This window comes from Polynucleobacter sp. HIN6 (genome assembly GCF_030297575.1).
Taxonomy (GTDB): domain Bacteria; phylum Pseudomonadota; class Gammaproteobacteria; order Burkholderiales; family Burkholderiaceae; genus Polynucleobacter.
Genome location: NZ_AP028137.1, coordinates 1546482 through 1568287 on the forward strand (window position 1 = coordinate 1546482; position 21806 = coordinate 1568287).

Below are 21806 nucleotides of genomic sequence, written 5' to 3' on the forward strand. Positions count from 1 at the left end.
TATTAGGAACGCGGCTTTAGGCCGCGTTTTTTCTTTCTAGTTGTCTTGTGCTTTATTTTGATTCTTCCACAGTACGTCTTGACCACCAGCGGCTTGGTTTAAAACCCGGGCAATCACAAATAGAAGGTCGGATAAGCGATTCACGTATTGACGCGGCGAGTCCGCAATTGGGTCAACCCAACCCAACTTAACAATCGAGCGTTCAGCGCGTCGACAAACCGTTCGACAGACATGCGCTTGAGCTGCTGCACGGCTTCCTCCTGGCAAGATAAATTCTTTTAGCGGAGGCAGATTGGCGTTGTAGTAAGCTAACCAAGTATCGAGCTGTTCGACTTGCTCAATTTTTAATAGGGTGTAATTAGGAATACAAAGCTCTCCACCCAAGTCGAATAAATCATGCTGGACTCGCAGGAGTAATCCCTGAAGATCAGAAGCAATTGATGGAGGGAGATCTTCGGTCATCAAAACCCCAATTTGGGAGTTGAGCTCATCCACATCGCCCATCGCACAGATGCGTAAATGATCTTTTTCAACTCGGCTACCGTCACCAAGGCCAGTCATACCGGCATCACCAGTTCGGGTTGCAATTTTTGATAGTCGATTTCCCATGAACAGATTATAGGTAAATGGCTAAAATAGACGCATGAATGCCCCCGCTTCTTCTGCTGAAATCCAATCTCTACAGGCCAAACAGGCTATTTTGGTCGATGCCTTACGGCCATTTCTAGGGGATGATGCCCTGCTTTGGCAGCCCGAGGACACCATTCCCTATGAATGCGATGGCTTGGCGGCTTATCGCAAAATGCCCCTAGCAGTAGCGCTTCCTGAGAATGAAGAGCAAGTGGTGAATATTCTGAAGGTCTGCAAAGCCCTGGGGGTTCCTGTAGTACCCCGCGGCTCGGGCACCGGTCTCTCAGGCGGTGCAATGCCAATTGAACAAGGCTTGGTTTTATCGTTAGCCAAGTTCAAAAAGATTTTGCAGGTCGATCCCTTTACACGCACTGCGGTCGTACAACCAGGTGTCCGTAACCTGGCAATCTCAGAAGCGGTCGCAAAGCATGGTTTGTACTATGCGCCTGATCCATCCTCGCAAATTGCTTGCTCGATTGGCGGAAATGTCAATGAGAACTCAGGTGGCGTGCACTGCTTAAAGTATGGCTTGACGCTTCACAATGTATTGCGGGTCCGTGCCGTCCTCATGAATGGTGATGTGGTGGAATTTGGCAGTATGGCACCAGATTCACCAGGTTTGGATTTGTTAGCTGTATTGATTGGTAGCGAAGGAATGCTCGGTATCGTCACAGAAATTACTGTGAAGCTCGTACCAAAACCAAAATTAGCACGCGTCATTATGGCCAGCTTTGATGATATTGAAAAAGGTGGTAATGCAGTCGCCGCCATCATTGCTGCGGGGATTATTCCAGCTGGTTTAGAGATGATGGATAAACCAACCACGCGTGCTGTTGAGGAGTTTGTGCATGCTGGCTATGACCTCAACGCAGAAGCAATCTTATTATGCGAATCGGATGGAACCCCCGAAGAAGTCGAAGAAGAAATCGCACGCATGAATGCCGTGTTAGAAAAGCAAGGGGCTAGTCGCATTCAAGTGTCTGAAAGTGAGGCAGAACGTTTGCGCTTTTGGAGTGGACGCAAGAATGCCTTCCCCGCCGCTGGTCGGATTGCGGCAGATTATTACTGCATGGATGGAACCATTCCAAGGCGTCATATTGCAACTCTACTCAAGCGCATCAAAGGCATGGAGGCCAAATATGGTCTGGGCTGTCTCAATGTCTTTCATGCGGGAGATGGCAATATGCACCCCCTCATTTTGTTTAATGGTGCCGATCTGGATGAGTGGCATCGGGCTGAAGAGTTTGGTACTGAAATCCTTGAGGCCTGTGTTGAGCTCGGGGGCACCATCACCGGTGAACATGGTGTGGGGATCGAGAAGATTAATTCCATGTGTGTTCAATTTGGCGAACAAGAGCGTGAGCGTTTTTGGGGGGTTAAAGCAGCATTTGATCCAGATCGTCTTTTAAATCCTGATAAAGCCATTCCAACTCTTAATCGCTGTGCCGAATATGGACGGATGCGTGTCAGCGGTGGTGTATTGCCCCACCCCGAATTGGAGCGCTTCTAGGCATGAACGAAACCGTACTATCCCAGTTTCGTGAGCAAATTATTGAGGCTGGTAAACAGAATCAGGTGCTATCGATTCAAGGTGGTAATACAAAATCATGGTACGGCAACCCAAACCAGTCTCCCATTTTGAGTACGAAACCGTATCAGGGGATATTAGATTACCAACCTGAGGAGTTAGTAATCACGGCGTGCGCTGGCACACCGATTGCAGAAATCGAGTCAACCTTGGCCAAAAATAATCAGATTCTGCCGTTTGAGCCGCCCCACTTTGGAGAAGATGCGACTTTTGGGGGTGTGATTGCTGCGGGCCTCGCTGGCCCTGCTCGCATTAGCGCCGGAAATTTACGGGACTTTGTTTTGGGAACTCGACTCATGGATGGTCGCGGTGAAGACCTATCCTTTGGCGGCAAGGTCATGAAAAACGTCGCCGGTTACGATGTCTCGCGCCTGCTACCGGGTTCACTAGGAACGCTCGCTCTGCTTTTGGAGGCCTCTGTAAAAGTACTGCCAAAGCCCGCTGCCACTGCGAGTCTACGCTGCAAGACAGGCGCTGCCAATGCATTAAAAGTACTCAATGAATGGGCTGGACAACCTTTACCGCTCAACGCCAGCGTATGGATCGGTCATGCAGGTGATGAAGGCGAGCTAACGATTCGATTGGCAGGCGCTAAGGCGGCGGTCACCTCTGCTAGTCAAATGATACAAGATCGACTTGGCGCTACCGTACTCGATGATTTAGAGGCTGATCTATTTTGGCGTAATCTTCGTGAGCAGCAGCTTTCTTGGTTTACTCAAATGCCAAATCATCATGCACTTTGGCGACTCTCCTTGCCTGCCAACTGCCCAGTGCTGGAGATACCTAAGGATTGCTCACCAGCAATCATGATGGAGTGGCATGGACAAGAGCGTTGGATTCAAGGTCCTGCTAATCAATCAACGGCGAACGTGTTACAAAAACTCGCACTACAGCATGGCGGGCATGCGACCTGCTTTCGATCCTTGAATGCCGATGGGTTTGAACGCTTTACACGTTTGGAATCCAATCCACTAACTGCCGGATTAGAGGCTGTACAAAAACGCTTGCGCCATTCCTTTGATCCCTTTGGCGTATTTACCACTGGGCGCCTACCTTAAGTATGGAAACAAAATTAGCTCCTGAGTTCATCAATACTGTTGATGGTATTGAAGCAAAACGTATATTAGGCAAATGCGTACATTGCGGGTTTTGTACAGCAACTTGTCCAACCTATCAACTTTTGGGTGATGAGTTGGATGGGCCTCGTGGTCGCATTTATTTGATCAAACAAATTGCTGAAGGTCAGGCTCCCACGGAAAAGACCCGAACCCATTTGGATCGTTGTTTAACGTGTCGAAATTGCGAAAGCACCTGTCCCAGCGGTGTGGAGTATGGCAAGTTAGTTGATATTGGCCGTAAGTGGGCCGAAGAAAAGACAGCCCCTCGCCCCGTTGGGCAGAAGTTAACGCGTTGGCTATTAAAAGAAGGGTTAACTAACAAACCTTTATTTGATTCAGCGATGCGCATTGGTCGCATCATGCGTCCACTGATGCCCGCCTCCCTGGCTCGTAAGGTTCCCAATGGCTTGCCAGCAGGTCCAAAGCCCAATCAACAGCACAACCGCAAAATGCTCATGCTCGATGGCTGTGTTCAGCCTGGCATGCTACCTAACATTAACCATGCCACACTACGGGTGTTTGATGCTTTAGGTGTTCAGTTAATTAGTGCCCCCAAAGCGGGTTGCTGTGGTGCGCTACGGTATCACCTCAATGATCAAGTCGGCGGTCTGGCGGATGCGAAACGCAATATCGATGCGTGGTGGCCATTCATTGAGAATGGCAAGGACTCAGTAGAAGCGATTGTGATGAATGCGTCGGGCTGCGGAGTGATGGTCAAAGACTATGGTCATTTATTGGCGGATGATCCTGTCTATGCAAACAAAGCAGAGCGTGTCTCGCAATTATGTAAAGATGTTTCGGAGCTCTTACCTGAGTTTAAAGACGCATTAATTAGTCGAATTGGCGCACATCCAAAACCTGGTGTGGTTTACCATCCTCCATGCACATTGCAGCATGGTCAACAAATTCGCGGGAAGGTAGAAGGTCTTCTCGAAAGTCTGGGGATTTCAGTGCATTTATGTGCTGACAGCCATCTATGCTGCGGCTCAGCGGGTACATACTCGATTTTGCAAGCCAATCTTTCTGAGCAATTACGGGCTCAGAAACTTCAAAATCTTGAGGCTGCCTGTACGCAATCAGGAGCCAAAACAATCGTCTCTGGCAATATTGGCTGCATTAGTCATTTACATCAAGATGATCTACCTGTGCGCCATTGGATTGAAATCATCGATCAATTGTTGCCAAAAAACCCATGAGTCGGATTACTGATCGCCTGATGGCTGTTCGGCATCGCATTGATGCAGCCGCTGAACACTGTGGTCGGGATCCTGAGTTAATTGAATTAATTGCTGTTAGCAAAACCTTTCCGGCGAGCGCGATTGAGGAAGCGATGCATGCTGGTCAAAAAGCCTTTGGTGAAAATTATGTCCAGGAGGCAGTCGAAAAGATTCAACGACTCGATCAACTGCGTCCATGGCTGGAGTGGCATTTTATTGGTCCGCTGCAAAGTAATAAAACATCAGATATCGCCCAACACTTTGATTGGATTCACACCATTGATCGCGAGAAAATTGCGCAACGGCTCTCGGATCAACGACAAGCCCATAGTCGTCTGGGCCCCCTTCAGGCATGCGTTCAGGTCAATATCAGTCAAGAAGAAAGTAAGTCGGGTGTAATGCCAAGCGATACCTTGCAACTGTGTAAGGTGGTAGCTTCGCTTCCGGGCTTGGTATTGCGAGGTCTTATGGCTATCCCAGCTCCCAGTTCCAATGAGGCCGAGCAGCATGAAGCTTTTGCAGCAATGCGGCACTTGTTTGAGGATATTCGGATGCAAACTCAAAGAGTGGCTGGTTTTGAAGACTTTGATACCCTTTCCATGGGAATGTCCGACGATCTTGAGGCGGCGATTGCTGAGGGTGCCACGATGGTGCGCGTTGGTAGTGCAATTTTTGGAGAGCGCAAACAAAGCGCTAAGATAGAGTCATGACAAATATCCAACCGATGAATACCGTATTTATTGGTGGTGGCAATATGGCCAGAGCGATTATTGGTGGTCTCTTGCAGCAAGGGGCCAACTCAAAGTCCATTTGCGTGATTGAACCTCAAGCACAAACTGCCAAACTGCTTGAGAATGATTTTTTGATTCCAACCTATGCGGCTGTAAGCGATGCGCGTCAGAAAATTGAGACAGCACACATCATTGTTTTAGCCATCAAGCCCCAAGACTTTAAGACCGCAGCCACTGAACTCAGTAAGTATTTGCAAACTGTTGCTCATGGCCCCGTGATCCTGAGCATTGCAGCCGGAATCCAAATTGCTGATATGTCACGCTGGCTTGAATACTCCGCATGCATTCGTGCCATGCCCAATACCCCTGCCCTGATTAATCAAGGGATCACCGGTTTATTTGCACCAGCTTGCGTCAGTGAGCAGCAACGCAAATACGCTCAAATGATTGGCTCCGCTGTTGGTAAAGTCATTTGGGTCTCTGATGAATCCCAAATGGATGCGGTGACCGCCTTATCAGGAAGCGGCCCGGCATATGTATTTGCTTTTTTAGAAGCCCTTCAAGCTGGGGGGGAGAAGATGGGGCTTGCGCCAGAGATCGCTCGAGAGTTGGCTAATCAAACTCTGATGGGCGCGACCACCCTTGCTCTCCAGTCTTCCGAATCCCCTGCGAGTCTTCGTCAAAAAGTGACCTCTAAAGGTGGAACTACTGCTGCTGCACTGGAGGTCCTTGATCAACGGCAGTGGGCAGCGATTTTGCAAGACGCCCTACTGGCTGCTCAAAAACGTGGGGCGGCCATGGCGAAAGAATTTGGGCAATCCTAGACTACGAGCGCAGCGCTAGCCCAAGCACAATTCCTAAAAAGAGCGCAGCCCCCAACCAATTGTTGTGTAAGAAGGCTTTAAAGCATGCTTCGCGCTGCCGAGTGGCAACGAGTCGCAGTTCATAGATAGCGCAACCGAGCGCTAAGAACCAACCCACATAGAACCAAGAACTCAGCTCAATCATTTCGGCCACCCATATTTGGGAAGCCAACAAGAGCCCATAACAAATCGAGATTGCGGTCACATCAAACCGCCCAAAGGTAATGGCAGACGTTTTAAGTCCCAAGCGTAGATCATCATCGCGATCGACCATGGCATAGGCAGTATCGTAGGCAATCGCCCAAAAAACATTCCCAGTAAATAAAATCCAGGCTTCCAGTGGTATGTGATTTTGAACCGCTGCAAACGCCATGGGAATACCAAAACCAAATGCCAGGCCAAGGATTGCTTGAGGGATTGAAAAGAAGCGTTTCGTAAAGGGATAAATGGCTGCTAAGAGAACTGCCACAACCGATAACTGCTTGGTCAAGCCATTTAAAGGCTGAATCAATCCAAATGAGATCAATGCCAAAATCACGGCGATTGCAATTGCCTCGTACTTAGATATTTTTCCACTGGTGAGGGGGCGATGCTGTGTACGTTCTACGTGCTTATCAAAATGACGGTCAGCATAGTCATTAATCGCGCAACCAGCACTGCGCATCAAGACCGTTCCCAAGCAAAAGATCAATAGGATGATTGGGTTTGGAAAACCGTCGCTTGCAATCCAAAGGCCCCAAAGTGTTGGCCACAGTAGTAAAAGAATGCCGATGGGCTTATTCAAGCGCACCAGATGAATATACGACTGCAAACGCCCAGAAATCAGAGCAACCTCGCTCCAGGTAAGTCGCACGCTCGAATGGTCCGAGCAATCGCCTTCATAGCCTCAACCCTGGGATAGCCTTTACGCCAGACCAAACTAACGCGCCGCGTTGGCTCAGGTGATTCAAATGGGATGTAGAGGATCAATCCGTCACGATCATTTGGATTACTGACTGAGGTGCGCGGCAAGACCGTAATTCCGATTCCGCCGGCGACCATTTGTCGGATGGTCTCTAGCGAGGATCCCTCAAAACTACGATGCTCCCCAAGCGTTAGGCCTGTGCCAAATCGATTGAGTTCTGGGCAAACGCCCAGCACATGATCCCGAAAGCAATGGCCTGCCCCTAGCAAGAGTGTATTTTGTTCCTTCAGTTCTTTTTGGCCAATCGATGTTCGGTCTGACCATTCATGCCCTTTAGGGATCGCCACCAAGAAAGGTTCTTCATAGAGATCAACAAAATCCAAGCCAGCACTTGGAAATGGGTCCGCCAAAATGGCACAGTCAAGCTCTCCTTGACGCAACATCTCGATTAAACGGACCGTAAAGTTTTCTTCCAAAAATAATGGGGCCTTCGGTAAGGTGTCGCGTGCTACACGAACGAGACTGGGTAGCAAATAAGGAGCGACGGTATAAATTGCACCAAGTCGCAACGGTCCAGATAGGGGATCCTGCCCATGCTTTGCAAGATGCTTGAGTGCGTTGGCTTCCTCGAGTACCCGTTGTGCCTGCTGAATAATCACGGCACCAAGGGTTGTGAGAGCCACGTCTGAACTAGTGCGCTCAAATATTTGGGTTTGCAATTCTTCTTCTAACTTTTTAATCGCAACCGATAAAGTGGGTTGCGATACATGACAGGCTTCAGCGGCACGTCCAAAATGGCGCTCACGAGCAACTGCAACGATGTAACGAAGTTCAGTTAAGGTCATATGCTTATTATCAGGCCTTTAGAAAATCTGTGCGCGAACCCAGCCAGCGTCCCAAATGCGCTTCAACCAGCTCTGGGTAGGCGCGTAACCAATGCTCAGCAAGCTCTTGTGCAACCTGAATTAACCAGGCATCGCGCTGTAAATCGACAAAGCGCAACATGGCTTCACCCGACTGCCTTGCTCCCAAAAGCTCGCCAGGACCACGCAAAGCAAGATCGCGCTCCGCAATTACAAATCCATCAGAAACCTCGCGTAGGGTCTGCAAACGTTCTTTAGCAGCCAAGGATAGAGGCTCGGAATACATCAAGATGCAGGCTGACTGATTAGAGCCCCTGCCAACACGACCTCGCAATTGATGGATCTGTGCATAACCAAAGCGTTCAGCATGCTCGATCACCATTAGTGCAGCATTGGGAACATCTACTCCAACCTCAATCACCGTGGTTGCCACCAATACGTCAATCTGACCGGCTTTGAAGGCGGCCATAATGGCCGCTTTCTCATCCGCTTTCAGACGCCCATGAATCAAAGCTAGCTTGTATTCGGATAAATATTCAGATAACTCAGCATGACTAGCAACTGCTGTTTGTAATTGCAAGGCTTCTGACTCTTCAATCAGCGGGCAAACCCAATAGGCCTGAAGACCCTTTTGCAACCACTGCTTCAAACCCTCAATCACCTCGTGGCGCCTAGCATCTTTAACCAATTTGGTGGTAATTGCTTGTCGTCCCGGTGGTAACTCGTCGATGACCGAGACATCGAGATCGGCATAATAGGTCATTGCCAGGGTTCGCGGGATCGGGGTAGCAGACATCATGAGTTGGTGGCAGTAGTAAGTTTCTGAACCAATACGCTGAGTGATCTCCAGGCGCTGACGAACCCCAAAACGATGTTGCTCATCAATCACTGCCAATCCCAGTGCGGCGAATTGAACGGCATCCTGAATGAGCGCATGCGTTCCCACAATGATTTGAGCTGTACCCGATGCAATCATTTCTTGTGCATGTTTTTTTTCTTTCCCTTTCATGCCACCCGATAACCAAACCACACAAATGCCGAGTGGCTCAAACCACTCCTTAAATTTCCAGTAATGCTGTTCTGCCAAAATTTCAGTAGGCGCCATGATGGCCGCCTGAAATGAGCGCTCCACTATCTGTGCGCTGGCTAGAGCTGCGATGATGGTTTTACCGCTCCCAACATCACCTTGCAAAAGACGATTCATGGGAAATGGTTCGGATAGATCATGGGTAATCTCCGACCATACTCGTTGCTGTGCATTGGTGAGCTCGAACGCCAGGGAGCGCATCAGTTGTAAAGGAAGGTTTTCTAATTTCTTTGGTGAGCTCGATTGTTTTGGCGGCGCAGGACGCGCTCTGCGAGTAGCATGCGCTCGCTTTAAAGAAATTTGTTGCGCAAGGAGTTCTTCCAATTGCACCCGACGCCAAGCGGGATGGGTTCGCTCAATGATGGATTGAGTATCAGCATCAACCGGTGGCTGATGTAAGTAATAGATGGAATCTCGTAGGCTCCACTTCATCACGCTTTGTGCGGCAGGGCTTAAAGCGCTCTGCGGAATTGTTTCTGCCAACCAGGCTTCTAAGCCGGGATCCTTCAAGGCATTGAGTACTGCCTTACGAATTTTGGCCTGACTCACTCCCGCAATCACCGAATACACCGGGGTTAGGCTTTTGGGCAAGGGTGTATCAGGCGATACAACGCGCACCGTCGGGTGGACGATTTCTGGGCCGAAATAACCATCCCGAATATCACCCCGAACCCGTACATGGACCCCAACTGCCATTTGTTTTTGTTGACTGGGGTAAAAATTTAACCAACGAAGGTTTAAGCTACCTGTAGCGTCCTCGATCGTCACTAAAAGCTGGCGACGGGGTCGATAAACGACTTGACTACGAATCACTCGCCCTTGGGTTTGAACGGGACCTTGGAATGAAGATGCACAGGCCTCGTCAATCGTCCACAGCTCGGTTTCATCCTCGTAACGAATAGGCAAATGAAGAGCCAATGCGGCAGGCGTAGTCAGCCCCATTTTCTCGAGTAGATTAGGAGACCCCTCACGGCTCGGTGTTTTAGGTGCTTTTGTGTTGGACTTGGCTCTCATGGTTAGAATCCCAACACCGATAGTAATGCCATGCAATTATCCGACTTCAACTACGACCTCCCGCCTGAGCTAATCGCTCAGCATCCTCTTCCACAACGATCCGCCAGCCGGCTCTTGGAGCTAGCGCAGACTGCGGATGGGAGACCTGAGTGCATTGATCGTTCATTTACCGATATTGTCCAATTAATTGGTCCAAACGATCTCCTTATTTTTAATGACACCCGAGTTATTCCGGCCCGCCTGTTTGGCCAAAAGGAAACCGGTGGACAGGTTGAGGTTTTGATTGAACGCATCACGGGGCCCAATCAAGCGATTGCTCAAATTCGTGCATCCAAGGTCCCAAAACCTGGTGGAAAAATTCGGCTGCGTGCCTATTCGGACATAGTCGCGCCTGAGACCGCCCCAGAACTCGTGGTGAATGGTCGAGTCAATATTGGTGGCAATAGTGATTTCTACGAAATTTTATTTCCTGAGAATGCAATGTCTGTATTAGAGAGCTATGGTGAACTCCCATTACCTCCCTACATTAGCCACACACCCGATGAGGAAGATGCCAATCGATACCAAACGGTGATGGCTCAAAAACCCGGAGCGGTAGCCGCTCCAACCGCGGGCTTGCATTTTGATGAGGCTCTACTCAAGCGCCTACGGGATCATGGGGTACAACAAGCAGCTATTACCTTGCACGTTGGCGCAGGGACATTTACCCCAGTCCGGCATGAGGACTTGGCGCTCCATCAAATGCACTACGAGTGGTACTCAATCCCGAAAAATACGATAGAGGCAATTGAACGTACCAAACAAAATCAGGGCAAGGTGATTGCTGTGGGCACTACAAGCATTCGAACACTGGAAAGTTATGCCATCACCGGTCAACTTGAAGGTGAAACGAATTTATTTATTACGCCTGGCTTTGAGTTCAAAATCGTCGACGCACTCATCACGAATTTTCATTTACCAAAGTCAACACTTCTCATGCTTGTTAGTGCCTTTGCTGGAGTCGATGCGATTCGCTACGCCTATGCACATGCTATTCGCGAGCGCTACCGTTTCTTTAGCTATGGTGACGCGATGTTCCTACGGCGAACCTGAGACAATGCGGGTATGAGCCCACTCGAATTCACATGCATTAAAGAGGACGCCGATAGCCACGCGCGTCTTGGGAAAATGCGCCTACCCCATGGTGAGGTTCAAACTCCTATTTTTATGCCAGTAGGCACCTACGGTACCGTAAAAGCCGTTACCCCTCGTGACCTACACGAAATGCAAGCCCAAATTATCTTGGGCAATACCTTTCACTTGTGGCTGCGTCCTGGCTTGGATGTCATTCGTAAACATGGCGGCCTGCATCGATTTATGGGCTGGGATAAACCGATCCTAACTGACTCAGGAGGCTTTCAGGTATTTAGCTTGGGCGCTCTTCGCAAAATTACCGAGGATGGCGTCACCTTCTCTTCGCCGATTAATGGCGATAAATTATTTATGTCGCCAGAAGTATCCATGGAGATTCAGGCAACGCTCAATAGCGATATTGCAATGCAATTTGATGAATGCACACCCTATGAAACTCAAGGGCAGCCCACTTCCGAAAAATCCGCGAGTGAATCTCTGCAACTGTCACTACGTTGGGGCGAGCGCTCGATCAAGCGCTTTCGAGAACTCGAAACCGGTAATGCCCTATTTGGAATTGTTCAGGGTGGCATGTATGAAACACTTCGAGACGAATCACTCGCGGGTGTAGCCACTCAAGGCTTTGATGGGATTGCGATTGGGGGTCTATCGGTTGGCGAACCCAAGCCTGAATTTGAGCGCATCTTGAGTCATACGGGGCCGCGCCTACCCAAACACTTACCGCATTACCTGATGGGGGTTGGAACCCCTGAAGATTTAGTGCTTGGGGTCAGCATGGGGATTGATATGTTTGATTGCGTGATGCCAACGCGTAACGCCCGAAACGGTTGGCTATTTACCCGCTTTGGGGATCTCAAACTTCGCAATGCCGGCTACCGTGACGATGATCGACCGATTGATATGCAATGCGCCTGCTATACCTGCCGACACTTTACCCGCTCGTATCTGCATCACCTCCAAAAAGCCAATGAAATCCTCGGGGCTCAGTTAAATACGATCCATAATCTTCACTACTACCTTGAGCTCATGGAAGGTATTCGCTCTGCTCTTAAAGAGGGGGTTTTCTCGCAATTTAAAGCCCTGTTTCATCGCCAACGCCAACGCGGCATTGAGCCCCACCAAGACTAAGGCTTTAGGGTTAGTCTCAAAATCCCGGCTGAGCGCCAGTCGGTTTAGAATTGCGGCTTATGTGTCGTAATTAATTGGAGGCCCCAAGATGTTGATTAGCAATGCTTTTGCGCAAAGCGCGCCTGCTGCAGGTGGTGATGCTGGTGGATTAATGAGTTTTATTCCCTTAATCCTTATGTTCGTGGTGCTTTATTTCATCATGATTCGTCCACAGATGAAGCGGCAGAAAGAGACCAAAGCGATGCTCGAGGCACTTGCTGCTGGCGATGAGGTCATTACTGCCGGTGGTATTTTGGGGAAAGTCACTGCTGTTAAAGATCAGTACGTAACCCTTGAGCTAGTTCCAGGTACCGAAGTGCAGATGCAAAAGAATGCAGTAACGAGCGTTCTACCCAAAGGTACGATTAAATCCGTTTAATAAATCAGGGCGCTTTATTGGCGCTCACTAAGCCAGCACTATGAATCGCTACCCCCTTTGGAAATACCTTGTTATTGGGGTAGCTCTCGTCATTGGTTTTTTGTATGCCTTACCCAATATCTTTGGTGAGGCACCCGCAGTTCAAATCTCCGCAGCCAAACCTACGATCAAGGTCGACCTCACTACCCAATCTCGGATTGAGTCACTGCTGAACGAGTCAAGTATTCAAAACACGGGGATTTTCTTTGAGCGCACTGGGAATGTCGGTAGCATCAAGATTCGCTTTGAAAATACCGATACACAACTCAAAGCACGGGATTTAATTAATCAGAAGCTCAATGTGGATCCCAAAGAGCCCAACTATATTGTGGCGCTCAATCTTCTCTCCAATACACCCAATTGGCTTAGCTCAATTAATGCTCTTCCTATGCCTTTGGGTCTTGACCTGCGTGGTGGTGTGTATTTCTTGTTGCAAGTTGATATGCAAGGAGCAGTCCAGAAGAAACTGACTTCCTTGGCGACTGATATTCGTGGACAACTGCGTGATAAAGGGATTCGTCATCAAGGCATTGAGCGCGCAGGCGACGCCATTACGATTCGCTTTGGATCGACTACAGAAGCAGATGCTGCCCGCGCGGCACTAGCAGGCCCTCAAGCTGATCTAGAATGGCTTCTGGAGAAATCAGCCGATGGCGCCAAACTGGTTGGGCGATTTAAGGCTAGTGCACTGAAAGAAGTTCAAGAGAATGCTGTCAAGCAAAACATCATCACCCTCAATAAACGCGTCAATGAATTAGCGGTCAAAGAGCCGGTGATTCAACAACAAGGGGCGGAGCGCATTGTGGTGCAACTTCCAGGCGTTCAAGATACTGCGCGCGCCAAAGATATTATTGGTCGTACTGCAACCCTTGAATCCCGCCTCGCAGATCCAGTCGCCTCAACGATTGGTCTCAATGAAACCCCGCCACCTGGTACCGATGTATTTCGATTTGGCGAGAATCGCCTAGGCGTCTTCAAAAAATCGGTGATCTTCACAGGCGATCGCATTACCGATGCAAGTGCTGGCTTCGATCAGAACCAACGCCCCTCTGTCAACATCTCACTGGATGCCGCGGGCGGACGAGTGATGCAAGAGGTAACGCGGGAGAACATTGGTAAGCCCATGGGCATGATTCTGTTTGAAAAGGGCAAGGGTGAAGTATTAACAATTGCAACGATTCAAAGCGAGTTTGGCTCGAAGTTCCAGATTACTGGGCAGCCGACTACTGAAAGCGCCAATGACCTTGCGCTCCTTTTGCGCGCCGGATCCTTGGCTGCTCCCATGGAAATTATTGAAGAACGCACCATTGGTCCAAGCTTGGGTCTTGAGAATATTGAAAAAGGATTTACGTCTCTCATCTATGGCTTTGCAGCGATCGCGATTTTCATGATTGCCTATTACATGCTATTTGGCACATTCTCAGTCATTGCGCTTGGGGTTAATTTAGTTCTCTTAATTTCTTTACTATCAATGCTACAAGCCACACTCACCCTGCCTGGCATTGCGGCGATGGCATTGGCGATTGGTATGGCGATTGACTCCAACGTTCTCATTAATGAGCGGATTCGGGAAGAGCTACGCAATGGTGCGGCTCCCCATACAGCGATTGCGATTGGCTTTGATAAGGCGTGGGCTACGATCTTGGATTCCAATATCACGACACTCATTGCTGGTTTAGCCCTGCTTGCCTTTGGCTCAGGTCCCATTAAAGGCTTTGCAGTAGTGCATTGCCTTGGTATCTTGACCTCCATGTTCTCCGCCGTATTCTTTGCGCGTGGCATCGTCAATCTTTGGTACGGACGTCAAAAGAAGTTGCAGTCGATTTCGATTGGCCAAGTCTGGCGGCCACAAGGGAAATAAATCATGGAATTTTTCCGAATCCGCAAAGATATTCCCTTCATGCGCCATGCATTGCTACTCAATGCATTTTCGTTTATTACATTCTTAGCGGCTGTCTTTTTTATTTGGCAAAAAGGCTTACATCTCTCGATTGAATTTACTGGCGGTACGGTAATGGAGATTACTTATCCACAAACCGCCCCCCTTGACTCCATTCGTGATCAGATTGCCAAAATTGGGTACACCGATACCCAAGTACAAAACTTTGGAAGCTCGCGCGATGTCATGATTCGTTTGCCTTTGCAACGCGATCAAACCGGTCAAGTTATTCCGTCCGCGCAGCAAAGTACTGCAGTTATGCAAGTACTGGAGGCCAATAATTCTGGGGCGAAGCTGCAGCGCGTTGAATACGTCGGTCCTCAAGTTGGAAAAGAACTAGCAATCGATGGAATCAAAGCCCTGATCTTTGTGGTAATTGGCATCATGATTTACCTCGCGTTTCGTTTTGAATGGAAATTTGCTGTAGCTGGTATCTTGGCGAACCTGCATGATGTGGTGATCATTCTGGGATTCTTTGCCTTCTTCCAGTGGGAGTTTTCGCTCTCTGTACTCGCCGCTGTATTGGCGGTTCTTGGCTACTCGGTGAACGAGTCAGTAGTGATCTTTGACCGTATCCGCGAAAGTTTTCGCCGGCAGCGTAAGATGAGCCCGCGTGAGATTATTGATAACGCGATTACCAGCACCATCAGCCGTACCGTCATCACGCACGGCAGTACCGAGATGATGGTGGTTGCAATGCTAATTTTTGGTGGACCGTCCCTCTTCTATTTTGCCCTTGCGCTTACGATTGGCATCTTGTTTGGAATTTATTCCTCGGTATTCGTCGCCGCAGCTATTGCAATGTGGTTAGGTATTAAGCGCGAGGACCTCATCAAGGCGGATCGCAAGCCAAATGAAAACAATCGTCCCGATGATCCTAACTTTGGAGCGCAGGTCTAAGCTGCTCTAAGATTCGTTGGGTTGCGCCTTGATGTTCAGCTGCAAACTCAAGTGCATGGTCCCTTCGCTCGTTTCGCTCCACCGTATTTAGTAAAAGATTTTCGATCGCCCTTGCTAAGGCATCCATTAACACCATTTCAGAATCCCCAGTGATTCGAATGGCAGCACCACAAGCAATCGCATCCTCGCTAGCCTTCTGAAAATTATAGGTATACGGGCCCAAAATCACTGGGCAACCATTTGCACAGGCCTCAATTAAATTTTGTCCACCGGTTGGCAATAGACTGCCACCCATCACCACAAAATCACTAGTGGCATAGTAAGCCGCCATCTCACCCATGGAGTCGCCAAGCAAAACGTCAATCTTTGCCCAATGCAAGGATGGATCCATTTCTTCACTGGAGCGTGGATCACTGAAACCAGAGCGGCGCTCAAAGGCTAATCCTGATTGATAAATAAGATCAGCAACCTCAGAGAATCGATCCGGATGGCGTGGCACGATGATGAGCAATGGCGTATGAGACCAAGTGTTGGTCTTCAGAATATGCTTCCAGGCATCCAGAATGATTGCCTCTTCTCCGACTCGGGTACTGGCTGCGCAAACCACAAGGCGCCCCTGAACTTGAACCGCTTTTTTCCAATGCTCTCCCAAGGCGCGTGTTTCAGGTTGGCTGGCGATATCGAACTTCATATTCCCAACGATCTGCACATTCTCAACACCAAGGGCTTGATAACGCTTCGCATCATGGGCTGACTGGGCCAAAATACCTGCAAACGACTGGAACAGTGTCTGGCCCGCTCTGCCAAAACTCTGTACACGCTGAAAGCTACGTTCGGATAGGCGCGCGTTGATCAGAAAAAGAGGAATCTCTAGTTGACGCGTGCGCAATACAAAACCGGGCCATGCCTCGGTTTCCATAAGAAGGCCCAGTCGGGGCTGAAAATGCTTCAGAAAACGCTCGATCGCCCAACAAATATCGTAGGGTAAATAGACTTGCGCAAGCCGACCTTGTTGAATCGCTTTCCAATAGAGTGCTCTGCCTGCCTCACGCCCCGTCGGAGTCATGTGTGTCAAAAGAATGGGGTGGCCTTCATGGAGCAGTGTCTCGATTAAGGCTTGGGTGGCATGCGTTTCACCAACCGAGACCGCATGAATCCATATCGGCCGGGTCTGAAATTTCTTGGTTTGATTGAATCCAAAGCGCTCGGCGATATGCTGACGATAACCTCGATGGTGACGACTGCGCCATAACAGGCGAGCAATAACAACGGGTATTAAGAGATGCCAGATTGCCTCATACAAAAAATAGAGGCCAAAGGGGTAATGCGCAGCTGGGCGATTGGATCGACTCAACGCTTACTAGGCTTCAATCGCGATGCCATCTCTGCGGCCTTGCCCGTGTATGAAGCAGGGGTCATTTTTAGTAAACGCTTCTTCTCTGGCTCAGGAATCGCAAGGGTTTTAATAAAACGCTGCAATACATCGCGTGTAATGGCCTTACCGCGAGTTAAATCCTTTAATTGCTCATAAGGGTTCTCAAGCCCGTAACGGCGCATGACCGTTTGAATGGGCTCAGCGAGAACTTCCCAGCAATCATTTAGATCAGATGCAATCGCCGTAACATTGACCTCTAATTTAGAAAGGCCGCGTAGAGCGCTGTCATACGCCAATACGCTATGACCAAATGCAGGGCCCAAATTTCGTAAAACGGTAGAGTCAGTAAGGTCACGCTGCCATCTTGAAATCGGCAGTTTTTCAGCTAAATGACGCAGGAGTGCGTTCGCAATCCCAAGATTACCCTCAGAGTTCTCAAAATCAATTGGATTGACTTTGTGCGGCATAGTAGAGGAACCAATTTCCCCTGCCTTGGTTTTTTGCTTAAAGTAACCCAGAGAAATATAGGCCCAGAAATCACGATCGATATCGAGCAAAATCGTATTGGCACGGGCAATCGCATCAAATAACTCAGCCATGCCATCATGGGGCTCAATCTGAATCGTGTAGGGATTAAATTCCAAACCAAGCCGCTGTTCGACAACCCCTCTAGCAAATTGCTCCCAGTCAAAGTCTGGATACGCTGCCAAGTGAGCGTTGTAGTTACCAACCGCACCGTTCATCTTGCCAAGTAGCGCGACATTGCTAATCGCTTGAATCGCTCGCTCTAGGCGTTTTGCCATATTGGCAATCTCCTTACCCAAAGTGGTTGGTGAGGCTGGCTGACCATGGGTTCTAGATAGCATTGGAATGGTGGCATGCCGAACCGCGAGCTCATTTAAAGCCTTCAAAATTAAACGCAGTTGTGGAATCAATACATGATCACGCGCTCCCCGCAACATCAGGCCATGCGAGGTATTGTTAATGTCTTCCGACGTACAAGCAAAGTGAATGAACTCACTTGCTTTTAGCAACTTTGGACGTTTCGCAACTTTTTCTTTTAACCAATACTCAACCGCCTTGACATCGTGATTGGTAATCGCTTCGATCTCTTTGATACGCTGTGCATCTGCCTCTGAAAAATCACTGGCTAGTTTTAAGAGAAAAGCCTCATCGGCTGCATCAATCTTTGGAATATTGGCTAACTTAGCCTCGCTCAGCGCCAAAAGCCATTGGATTTCGACTACCACCCGCTGTTGCATAAATGCTGCCTCAGATAGCCAAGGACGCAGGGCATCAAGTTTTTTTGCATACCGGCCATCGAGTGGTGATAGTGCCGTTAATGAAGATAGGGTGGACAAGGGGTTCTCGTTACAAAGTAATCAAAACTTGATTTTAATGGGTTTATGGCCGACCTCATAGATTGCTATACTGCGCCCTTATGAAAATTATTGGATCCCTAACTAGCCCTTTTGTTCGTAAAGTACGCATCGTCATGGCGGAAAAAAAGATTGATGCCGAGCTGGTCCTTGAGAATGTCTGGGACTCAGAGACCTCGATTGCACAATTTAATCCCTTAAGCAAGATTCCGTGCCTGCTGATGGATGATGGCGGTGCCATGTTTGATTCTCGAGTGATTGCTGAATACATTGACACTCTAAGTCCAGTTGGCAAGCTGATTCCTGCCACCGGTCGGGAACGTGCTGCGGTTAAAACTTGGGAGGCCTTAGCCGATGGCGTAATTGATGCCGGTATTTTGGCGCGCCTAGAAAAAACCTTTCGCAATGATGGCGAGCAAAGCGAGAAGTGGCTTGAGCGTCAAATGCATAAAGTGCATCAGGGTATGGAGACCATGTCAAAGAGTTTAGGTAACTCTAAATGGTGCCATGGCAATCAATTTAGTCTTGCTGACATTGCCTTGGGATGTGCGCTTGGCTGGTTTGAATTGCGCTTTCCGGAGCTCAACTGGAAAACTCAATACCCAAACCTTGCCACGCATTTTGCACAACTATCGGATCGCCCCTCATTCAAAAAGACTACTCCACCAGCGCAGTAATGCTTAGCGAACGATAATTCCGCCGCCCAGGCAAACATCCCCTTGATAGAGAACGGCGGACTGGCCTGGCGTCACCGCCCACTGAGCCGTCTCGAATTGCAACTCAAAGGAGTCGCCGTCTTCGGCGGTAATTGCACAGAGCGCATCATCTTGGCGATAACGGGTTTTTGCGCTGTATTGGCCCAGTGGCGGCTCATGGCCTGAAACCCATGAGGCATCCATCGCGGCTAAGGTTTCGCTCAATAACCAGGGATGATCGTGGCCTTGTGCCACGTAGAGCGTGTTATTAGCAACATCTTTGCGGGCCACATACCAAGCATCACCGGTTCCATCTTGGCTACCGCCCAAACCAATTCCTTTGCGCTGCCCTAATGTAAAGAATGCCAAGCCCATATGCTCCCCCAATTGCTTACCATCCACACTCAGGATCGGGCCTGGGGTTCTGGGCAAATAGCGGTTTAAGAATTCTCGAAAAGGGCGCTCGCCAATAAAACAAATCCCCGTTGAGTCTTTCTTACGAGCGTTGGGTAAGCCCAAATCCGCAGCGATCTCACGGACCTCTTTTTTGGTGATCTCACCCAAGGGGAACAAGACTTTTGCCAATTGGGCTTGTGTTAAGCGATGCAAAAAATAGCTTTGATCTTTCGTCAGATCCCGGGCTTTTAGTAGTTGCACATGATCAGCATGACGCTCAACTCGGGCATAGTGCCCAGTAGCAATCAAATCAGCCCCCAAATGTATCGCATGATCTAAAAACGCTTTGAATTTAATCTCGGCATTGCAAAGCACATCCGGATTTGGTGTTCGCCCTGCTGCGTACTCTCTCAAAAAATCAGCAAAGACACGTTCACGATACTCTTGGGCAAAGTTCACTGCTTCAACATCGATCCCCAAGAGATCAGCAACAGATACAACATCAATCCAATCTTGCCGTGCAGAACAATACTCATCCTGATCGTCGTCTTCCCAGTTTTTCATGAAGAGACCAAGCACCTCATAGCCCTGTTCTTTTAGTAACCAGGCGGCCACCGAGGAGTCAACGCCCCCAGACATACCCACCACCACCTTTGGTCTGCCAGAAGGTGTAATTTTTTGGGATTCTGTGGCGGTCATGGCTGGAAAATAGAATTATTAGGGGAAACCATTAAAAAAGTGCGAAAATACAGAAATTGTTTCAAGCTCACATATTGTAAAAGTCTCGGTCAAGCTCTGGCCAAAGGGATATACAGGAGACTGGGCGGGCTAGCTCACAAGGCATGGCTAATTAATTAAAATGGTTCCTTTTTTAAAAATTCTTGCTTTTGGAGATACGCCATGCGCATTGGAGTGCCGCTGGAAACCAGACCCGGAGAGACCCGGGTTGCCGCGACCGCTGAGACCGTTAAAAAGCTGATTAGTCAGGGTCATCAAGTCATTATTCAATCAGGTGCAGGGGTTGGCGCCAGCCTTCCCGATAGTGCTTATGAGGCCGTTGGGGCCAGCATTGGCTCCGCAGCCGACGCATTTGCCTGTGAGATTGTTCTCAAGGTGCGCGCGCCCCAGGCTGATGAAATAAAGCAGATCAAAGCGGGATCCGTCCTGATTGGCATGCTCGATCCCTTTGATAATGCAGGAATTTCTGCGATGGCAGCTCAGGGAATCACCGCTTTTGCCCTCGAAGCCGCACCGCGTACCACCCGTGCCCAGAGTATGGATGTGCTCTCCTCCCAAGCCAATATTGCCGGTTACAAGGCCGTGATGTTGGCCGCGAATGAGTATCAGCGCTTTATGCCCATGCTAATGACAGCTGCGGGAACCGTAAAAGCTGCCCGCATCCTTATCTTGGGTGCTGGGGTTGCCGGTTTGCAGGCGATTGCAACCGCTAAGCGCCTTGGCTCCGTCATTGAGGCCTCTGACGTCCGCCCTGCCGCCAAAGAGCAAATTGAGTCCCTAGGCGCCAAATTTGTCGACGTACCTTATGAAACCGATGAGGAACGCGAGATTGCTCAGGGGGTTGGTGGTTATGCCCGTCCTATGCCTGAGGCATGGATGAAGCGTCAAGCGGCGCTGGTGGCTGAGCGTGCAGCTCAAGCTGATATTGTGATCACCACTGCATTAATTCCGGGGCGCAAACCTCCTGTCCTTTTACATACCGATACTGTTGAGAAGATGAAAGCTGGCTCGGTGGTGATCGATATTGCTGCTGGGCGCGGCGAGAACGGTTCAGGTAACTGTCCTCTTACACGAGCCGACCAGGTGATCAATCACAATGGCGTAAAGATTGTTGGTTACACCAATTTACCAAGCATGGTGGCTGCGGACGCCTCAGCCCTCTATGCCAGAAACTTGCTTGATTTCATGAAGCTCATCCTTAATAAGGAAGGGCAACTTGCTATTCCAGCTGCAGCCGATGACGATATTGTTGCCGCCTGCTTGATGTGCCGTGATGGCCAAGCCATTCGCACCAATTAATTATTGAGGGAACCAAAATGGATGCTGCTGCTATTCAAAGTCTATTAACCGTCCAAAACATCACAGTTTTTGTGTTGGCTATTTTTGTTGGCTACCACGTGGTGTGGAATGTAACACCTGCTTTGCATACCCCGCTGATGTCGGTGACGAATGCCATCTCAGGGATCATCATTGTGGGCGCGATGTTGCAAACGGAAGTCATCAACGGTGATGAAATCACCCTAACAAGCTTGATTGGAGCGCTAGCGATTTTCTTAGCATCCATCAATATCTTTGGTGGTTTTATGGTTACTCGGCGAATGCTTGAGATGTTCAAGAAAAAAGCTCCGAAGAACGAATCGGCTGGCAACTAAT

20 protein-coding genes are annotated in these 21806 nt (G+C 49.1%); 13 read left to right on the plus strand and 7 right to left on the minus strand.

Annotated elements, in window-relative coordinates; all coding sequences use genetic code 11:
• Nucleotides 1-36: 36 nt before the first annotated feature.
• Nucleotides 37-609, minus strand: a complete 573-nt coding sequence (locus QUE66_RS07645) for a cob(I)yrinic acid a,c-diamide adenosyltransferase (RefSeq protein WP_286223453.1) — start codon at nucleotides 607-609, stop codon at nucleotides 37-39.
• Between the two features lie 34 nt (nucleotides 610-643).
• Here QUE66_RS07645 and QUE66_RS07650 point away from each other — a divergent pair, with 34 nt between their 5' ends.
• Genes QUE66_RS07650 through proC form a run of 5 tightly spaced genes read left to right on the plus strand, consistent with a single transcriptional unit; the run spans nucleotide 644 to nucleotide 6108 of the window.
• Complete coding sequence (locus tag QUE66_RS07650) at nucleotides 644-2140, plus strand: FAD-linked oxidase C-terminal domain-containing protein (RefSeq protein ID WP_286223454.1); 1497 nt, start codon at nucleotides 644-646, stop codon at nucleotides 2138-2140.
• Nucleotides 2141-2142: 2 nt separating this feature from the next.
• Nucleotides 2143-3276 (plus strand): glycolate oxidase subunit GlcE, encoded by a 1134-nt coding sequence (gene glcE / locus QUE66_RS07655; RefSeq protein ID WP_286223455.1) that lies wholly within the window; start codon nucleotides 2143-2145, stop codon nucleotides 3274-3276.
• 2 nt (nucleotides 3277-3278) lie between these two features.
• Entirely contained in the window at nucleotides 3279-4532 is a 1254-nt protein-coding gene (gene glcF / locus QUE66_RS07660) for a glycolate oxidase subunit GlcF (protein WP_286223457.1), read from the plus strand.
• On the plus strand, nucleotides 4529-5263 hold the full coding sequence (locus QUE66_RS07665) for a YggS family pyridoxal phosphate-dependent enzyme (protein ID WP_286223458.1): 735 nt from the start codon (nucleotides 4529-4531) through the stop codon (nucleotides 5261-5263). The genes glcF and QUE66_RS07665 overlap by 4 nt, the downstream gene beginning before the upstream one ends.
• Nucleotides 5260-6108, plus strand: a complete 849-nt coding sequence (gene proC, locus QUE66_RS07670; protein WP_286223459.1) for a pyrroline-5-carboxylate reductase — start codon at nucleotides 5260-5262, stop codon at nucleotides 6106-6108. Before QUE66_RS07665 ends, proC begins: the two co-directional genes overlap by 4 nt.
• Nucleotide 6109: 1 nt before the next feature.
• Here the strand turns inward: proC and ubiA are convergent, their stop codons facing one another.
• From ubiA to recG, 3 genes are read right to left on the minus strand one after another with little or no spacing between them, the layout of a single operon-like run.
• Nucleotides 6110-6970 carry a 4-hydroxybenzoate octaprenyltransferase gene (gene ubiA / locus QUE66_RS07675; RefSeq protein ID WP_353506827.1) on the minus strand — a complete coding sequence of 287 codons (861 nt, stop codon included), beginning with the start codon at nucleotides 6968-6970 and terminating at the stop codon, nucleotides 6110-6112.
• Entirely contained in the window at nucleotides 6970-7896 is a 927-nt protein-coding gene (locus QUE66_RS07680) for a LysR substrate-binding domain-containing protein (protein ID WP_286223461.1), read from the minus strand. Before QUE66_RS07680 ends, ubiA begins: the two co-directional genes overlap by 1 nt.
• 10 nt (nucleotides 7897-7906) lie before the next feature.
• Entirely contained in the window at nucleotides 7907-10015 is a 2109-nt protein-coding gene (gene recG / locus QUE66_RS07685) for an ATP-dependent DNA helicase RecG (RefSeq protein ID WP_286223462.1), read from the minus strand.
• Between the two features lie 30 nt (nucleotides 10016-10045).
• Between recG and queA the strand changes: the two genes are divergently transcribed.
• The 5 genes from queA to secF all read left to right on the plus strand — a co-directional run bounded on the left by queA (nucleotide 10046) and on the right by secF (nucleotide 15570).
• Complete coding sequence (queA, locus tag QUE66_RS07690; protein WP_286223463.1) at nucleotides 10046-11107, plus strand: tRNA preQ1(34) S-adenosylmethionine ribosyltransferase-isomerase QueA; 1062 nt, start codon at nucleotides 10046-10048, stop codon at nucleotides 11105-11107.
• A gap of 12 nt (nucleotides 11108-11119) precedes the next feature.
• Nucleotides 11120-12274: a tRNA guanosine(34) transglycosylase Tgt gene (tgt, locus tag QUE66_RS07695; RefSeq protein ID WP_286223464.1), complete on the plus strand. Its 1155-nt coding sequence runs from the start codon at nucleotides 11120-11122 to the stop codon at nucleotides 12272-12274.
• 88 nt (nucleotides 12275-12362) lie between these two features.
• Nucleotides 12363-12692, plus strand: coding sequence for a preprotein translocase subunit YajC (gene yajC, locus QUE66_RS07700; RefSeq protein WP_108508995.1), 330 nt, complete (start codon nucleotides 12363-12365; stop codon nucleotides 12690-12692).
• Nucleotides 12693-12732: 40 nt separating this feature from the next.
• On the plus strand, nucleotides 12733-14592 hold the full coding sequence (gene secD, locus QUE66_RS07705) for a protein translocase subunit SecD (protein ID WP_286223465.1): 1860 nt from the start codon (nucleotides 12733-12735) through the stop codon (nucleotides 14590-14592).
• A gap of 3 nt (nucleotides 14593-14595) precedes the next feature.
• Nucleotides 14596-15570, plus strand: coding sequence for a protein translocase subunit SecF (gene secF / locus QUE66_RS07710; RefSeq protein WP_286223466.1), 975 nt, complete (start codon nucleotides 14596-14598; stop codon nucleotides 15568-15570).
• On the opposite strand, the gene waaA is transcribed toward secF, so the two are convergent.
• Together waaA and purB are read right to left on the minus strand one after the other, a co-directional pair.
• Nucleotides 15548-16924: a lipid IV(A) 3-deoxy-D-manno-octulosonic acid transferase gene (waaA, locus tag QUE66_RS07715; protein ID WP_286223467.1), complete on the minus strand. Its 1377-nt coding sequence runs from the start codon at nucleotides 16922-16924 to the stop codon at nucleotides 15548-15550. The two genes, secF and waaA, sit on opposite strands and share 23 nt — an antisense overlap.
• Nucleotides 16921-18306, minus strand: coding sequence for an adenylosuccinate lyase (purB, locus tag QUE66_RS07720; protein ID WP_286223468.1), 1386 nt, complete (start codon nucleotides 18304-18306; stop codon nucleotides 16921-16923). The genes waaA and purB overlap by 4 nt, the downstream gene beginning before the upstream one ends.
• A gap of 80 nt (nucleotides 18307-18386) precedes the next feature.
• On the opposite strand from purB, the gene QUE66_RS07725 reads away from it, so the two are divergent.
• Complete coding sequence (locus QUE66_RS07725; protein ID WP_286223469.1) at nucleotides 18387-19001, plus strand: glutathione S-transferase family protein; 615 nt, start codon at nucleotides 18387-18389, stop codon at nucleotides 18999-19001.
• A gap of 3 nt (nucleotides 19002-19004) precedes the next feature.
• Here QUE66_RS07725 and mnmA read toward each other — a convergent pair whose 3' ends face one another.
• Entirely contained in the window at nucleotides 19005-20114 is a 1110-nt protein-coding gene (gene mnmA, locus QUE66_RS07730; RefSeq protein WP_286223470.1) for a tRNA 2-thiouridine(34) synthase MnmA, read from the minus strand.
• A gap of 201 nt (nucleotides 20115-20315) precedes the next feature.
• Here mnmA and QUE66_RS07735 point away from each other — a divergent pair, with 201 nt between their 5' ends.
• A complete protein-coding gene (locus QUE66_RS07735) occupies nucleotides 20316-21452 on the plus strand; it encodes a Re/Si-specific NAD(P)(+) transhydrogenase subunit alpha (protein ID WP_286223471.1) in 1137 nt (378 codons plus the stop codon).
• Between the two features lie 17 nt (nucleotides 21453-21469).
• Nucleotides 21470-21805, plus strand: a complete 336-nt coding sequence (locus QUE66_RS07740) for a proton-translocating transhydrogenase family protein (protein WP_286223472.1) — start codon at nucleotides 21470-21472, stop codon at nucleotides 21803-21805.
• Nucleotide 21806: the final 1 nt, after the last annotated feature.

Bases quoted from the DNA above. Each gene is read 5' to 3' on its own strand.
- QUE66_RS07735 (WP_286223471.1), top strand. From the start codon at position 20,316: ATGCGCATTGGAGTGCCGCTGGAAACCAGACCCGGAGAGACCCGGGTT.
- tgt (WP_286223464.1), top strand. From the start codon at position 11,120: ATGAGCCCACTCGAATTCACATGCATTAAAGAGGACGCCGATAGCCAC.
- QUE66_RS07725 (WP_286223469.1), top strand. From the start codon at position 18,387: ATGAAAATTATTGGATCCCTAACTAGCCCTTTTGTTCGTAAAGTACGC.
- mnmA (WP_286223470.1), bottom strand. From the start codon at position 20,114: ATGACCGCCACAGAATCCCAAAAAATTACACCTTCTGGCAGACCAAAG.
- recG (WP_286223462.1), bottom strand. From the start codon at position 10,015: ATGAGAGCCAAGTCCAACACAAAAGCACCTAAAACACCGAGCCGTGAG.
- QUE66_RS07645 (WP_286223453.1), bottom strand. From the start codon at position 609: ATGGGAAATCGACTATCAAAAATTGCAACCCGAACTGGTGATGCCGGT.
- glcE (WP_286223455.1), top strand. From the start codon at position 2,143: ATGAACGAAACCGTACTATCCCAGTTTCGTGAGCAAATTATTGAGGCT.
- QUE66_RS07665 (WP_286223458.1), top strand. From the start codon at position 4,529: ATGAGTCGGATTACTGATCGCCTGATGGCTGTTCGGCATCGCATTGAT.
- yajC (WP_108508995.1), top strand. From the start codon at position 12,363: ATGTTGATTAGCAATGCTTTTGCGCAAAGCGCGCCTGCTGCAGGTGGT.
- proC (WP_286223459.1), top strand. From the start codon at position 5,260: ATGACAAATATCCAACCGATGAATACCGTATTTATTGGTGGTGGCAAT.
- secD (WP_286223465.1), top strand. From the start codon at position 12,733: ATGAATCGCTACCCCCTTTGGAAATACCTTGTTATTGGGGTAGCTCTC.
- QUE66_RS07650 (WP_286223454.1), top strand. From the start codon at position 644: ATGAATGCCCCCGCTTCTTCTGCTGAAATCCAATCTCTACAGGCCAAA.
- QUE66_RS07740 (WP_286223472.1), top strand. From the start codon at position 21,470: ATGGATGCTGCTGCTATTCAAAGTCTATTAACCGTCCAAAACATCACA.
- QUE66_RS07680 (WP_286223461.1), bottom strand. From the start codon at position 7,896: ATGACCTTAACTGAACTTCGTTACATCGTTGCAGTTGCTCGTGAGCGC.
- queA (WP_286223463.1), top strand. From the start codon at position 10,046: ATGCAATTATCCGACTTCAACTACGACCTCCCGCCTGAGCTAATCGCT.
- secF (WP_286223466.1), top strand. From the start codon at position 14,596: ATGGAATTTTTCCGAATCCGCAAAGATATTCCCTTCATGCGCCATGCA.
- glcF (WP_286223457.1), top strand. From the start codon at position 3,279: ATGGAAACAAAATTAGCTCCTGAGTTCATCAATACTGTTGATGGTATT.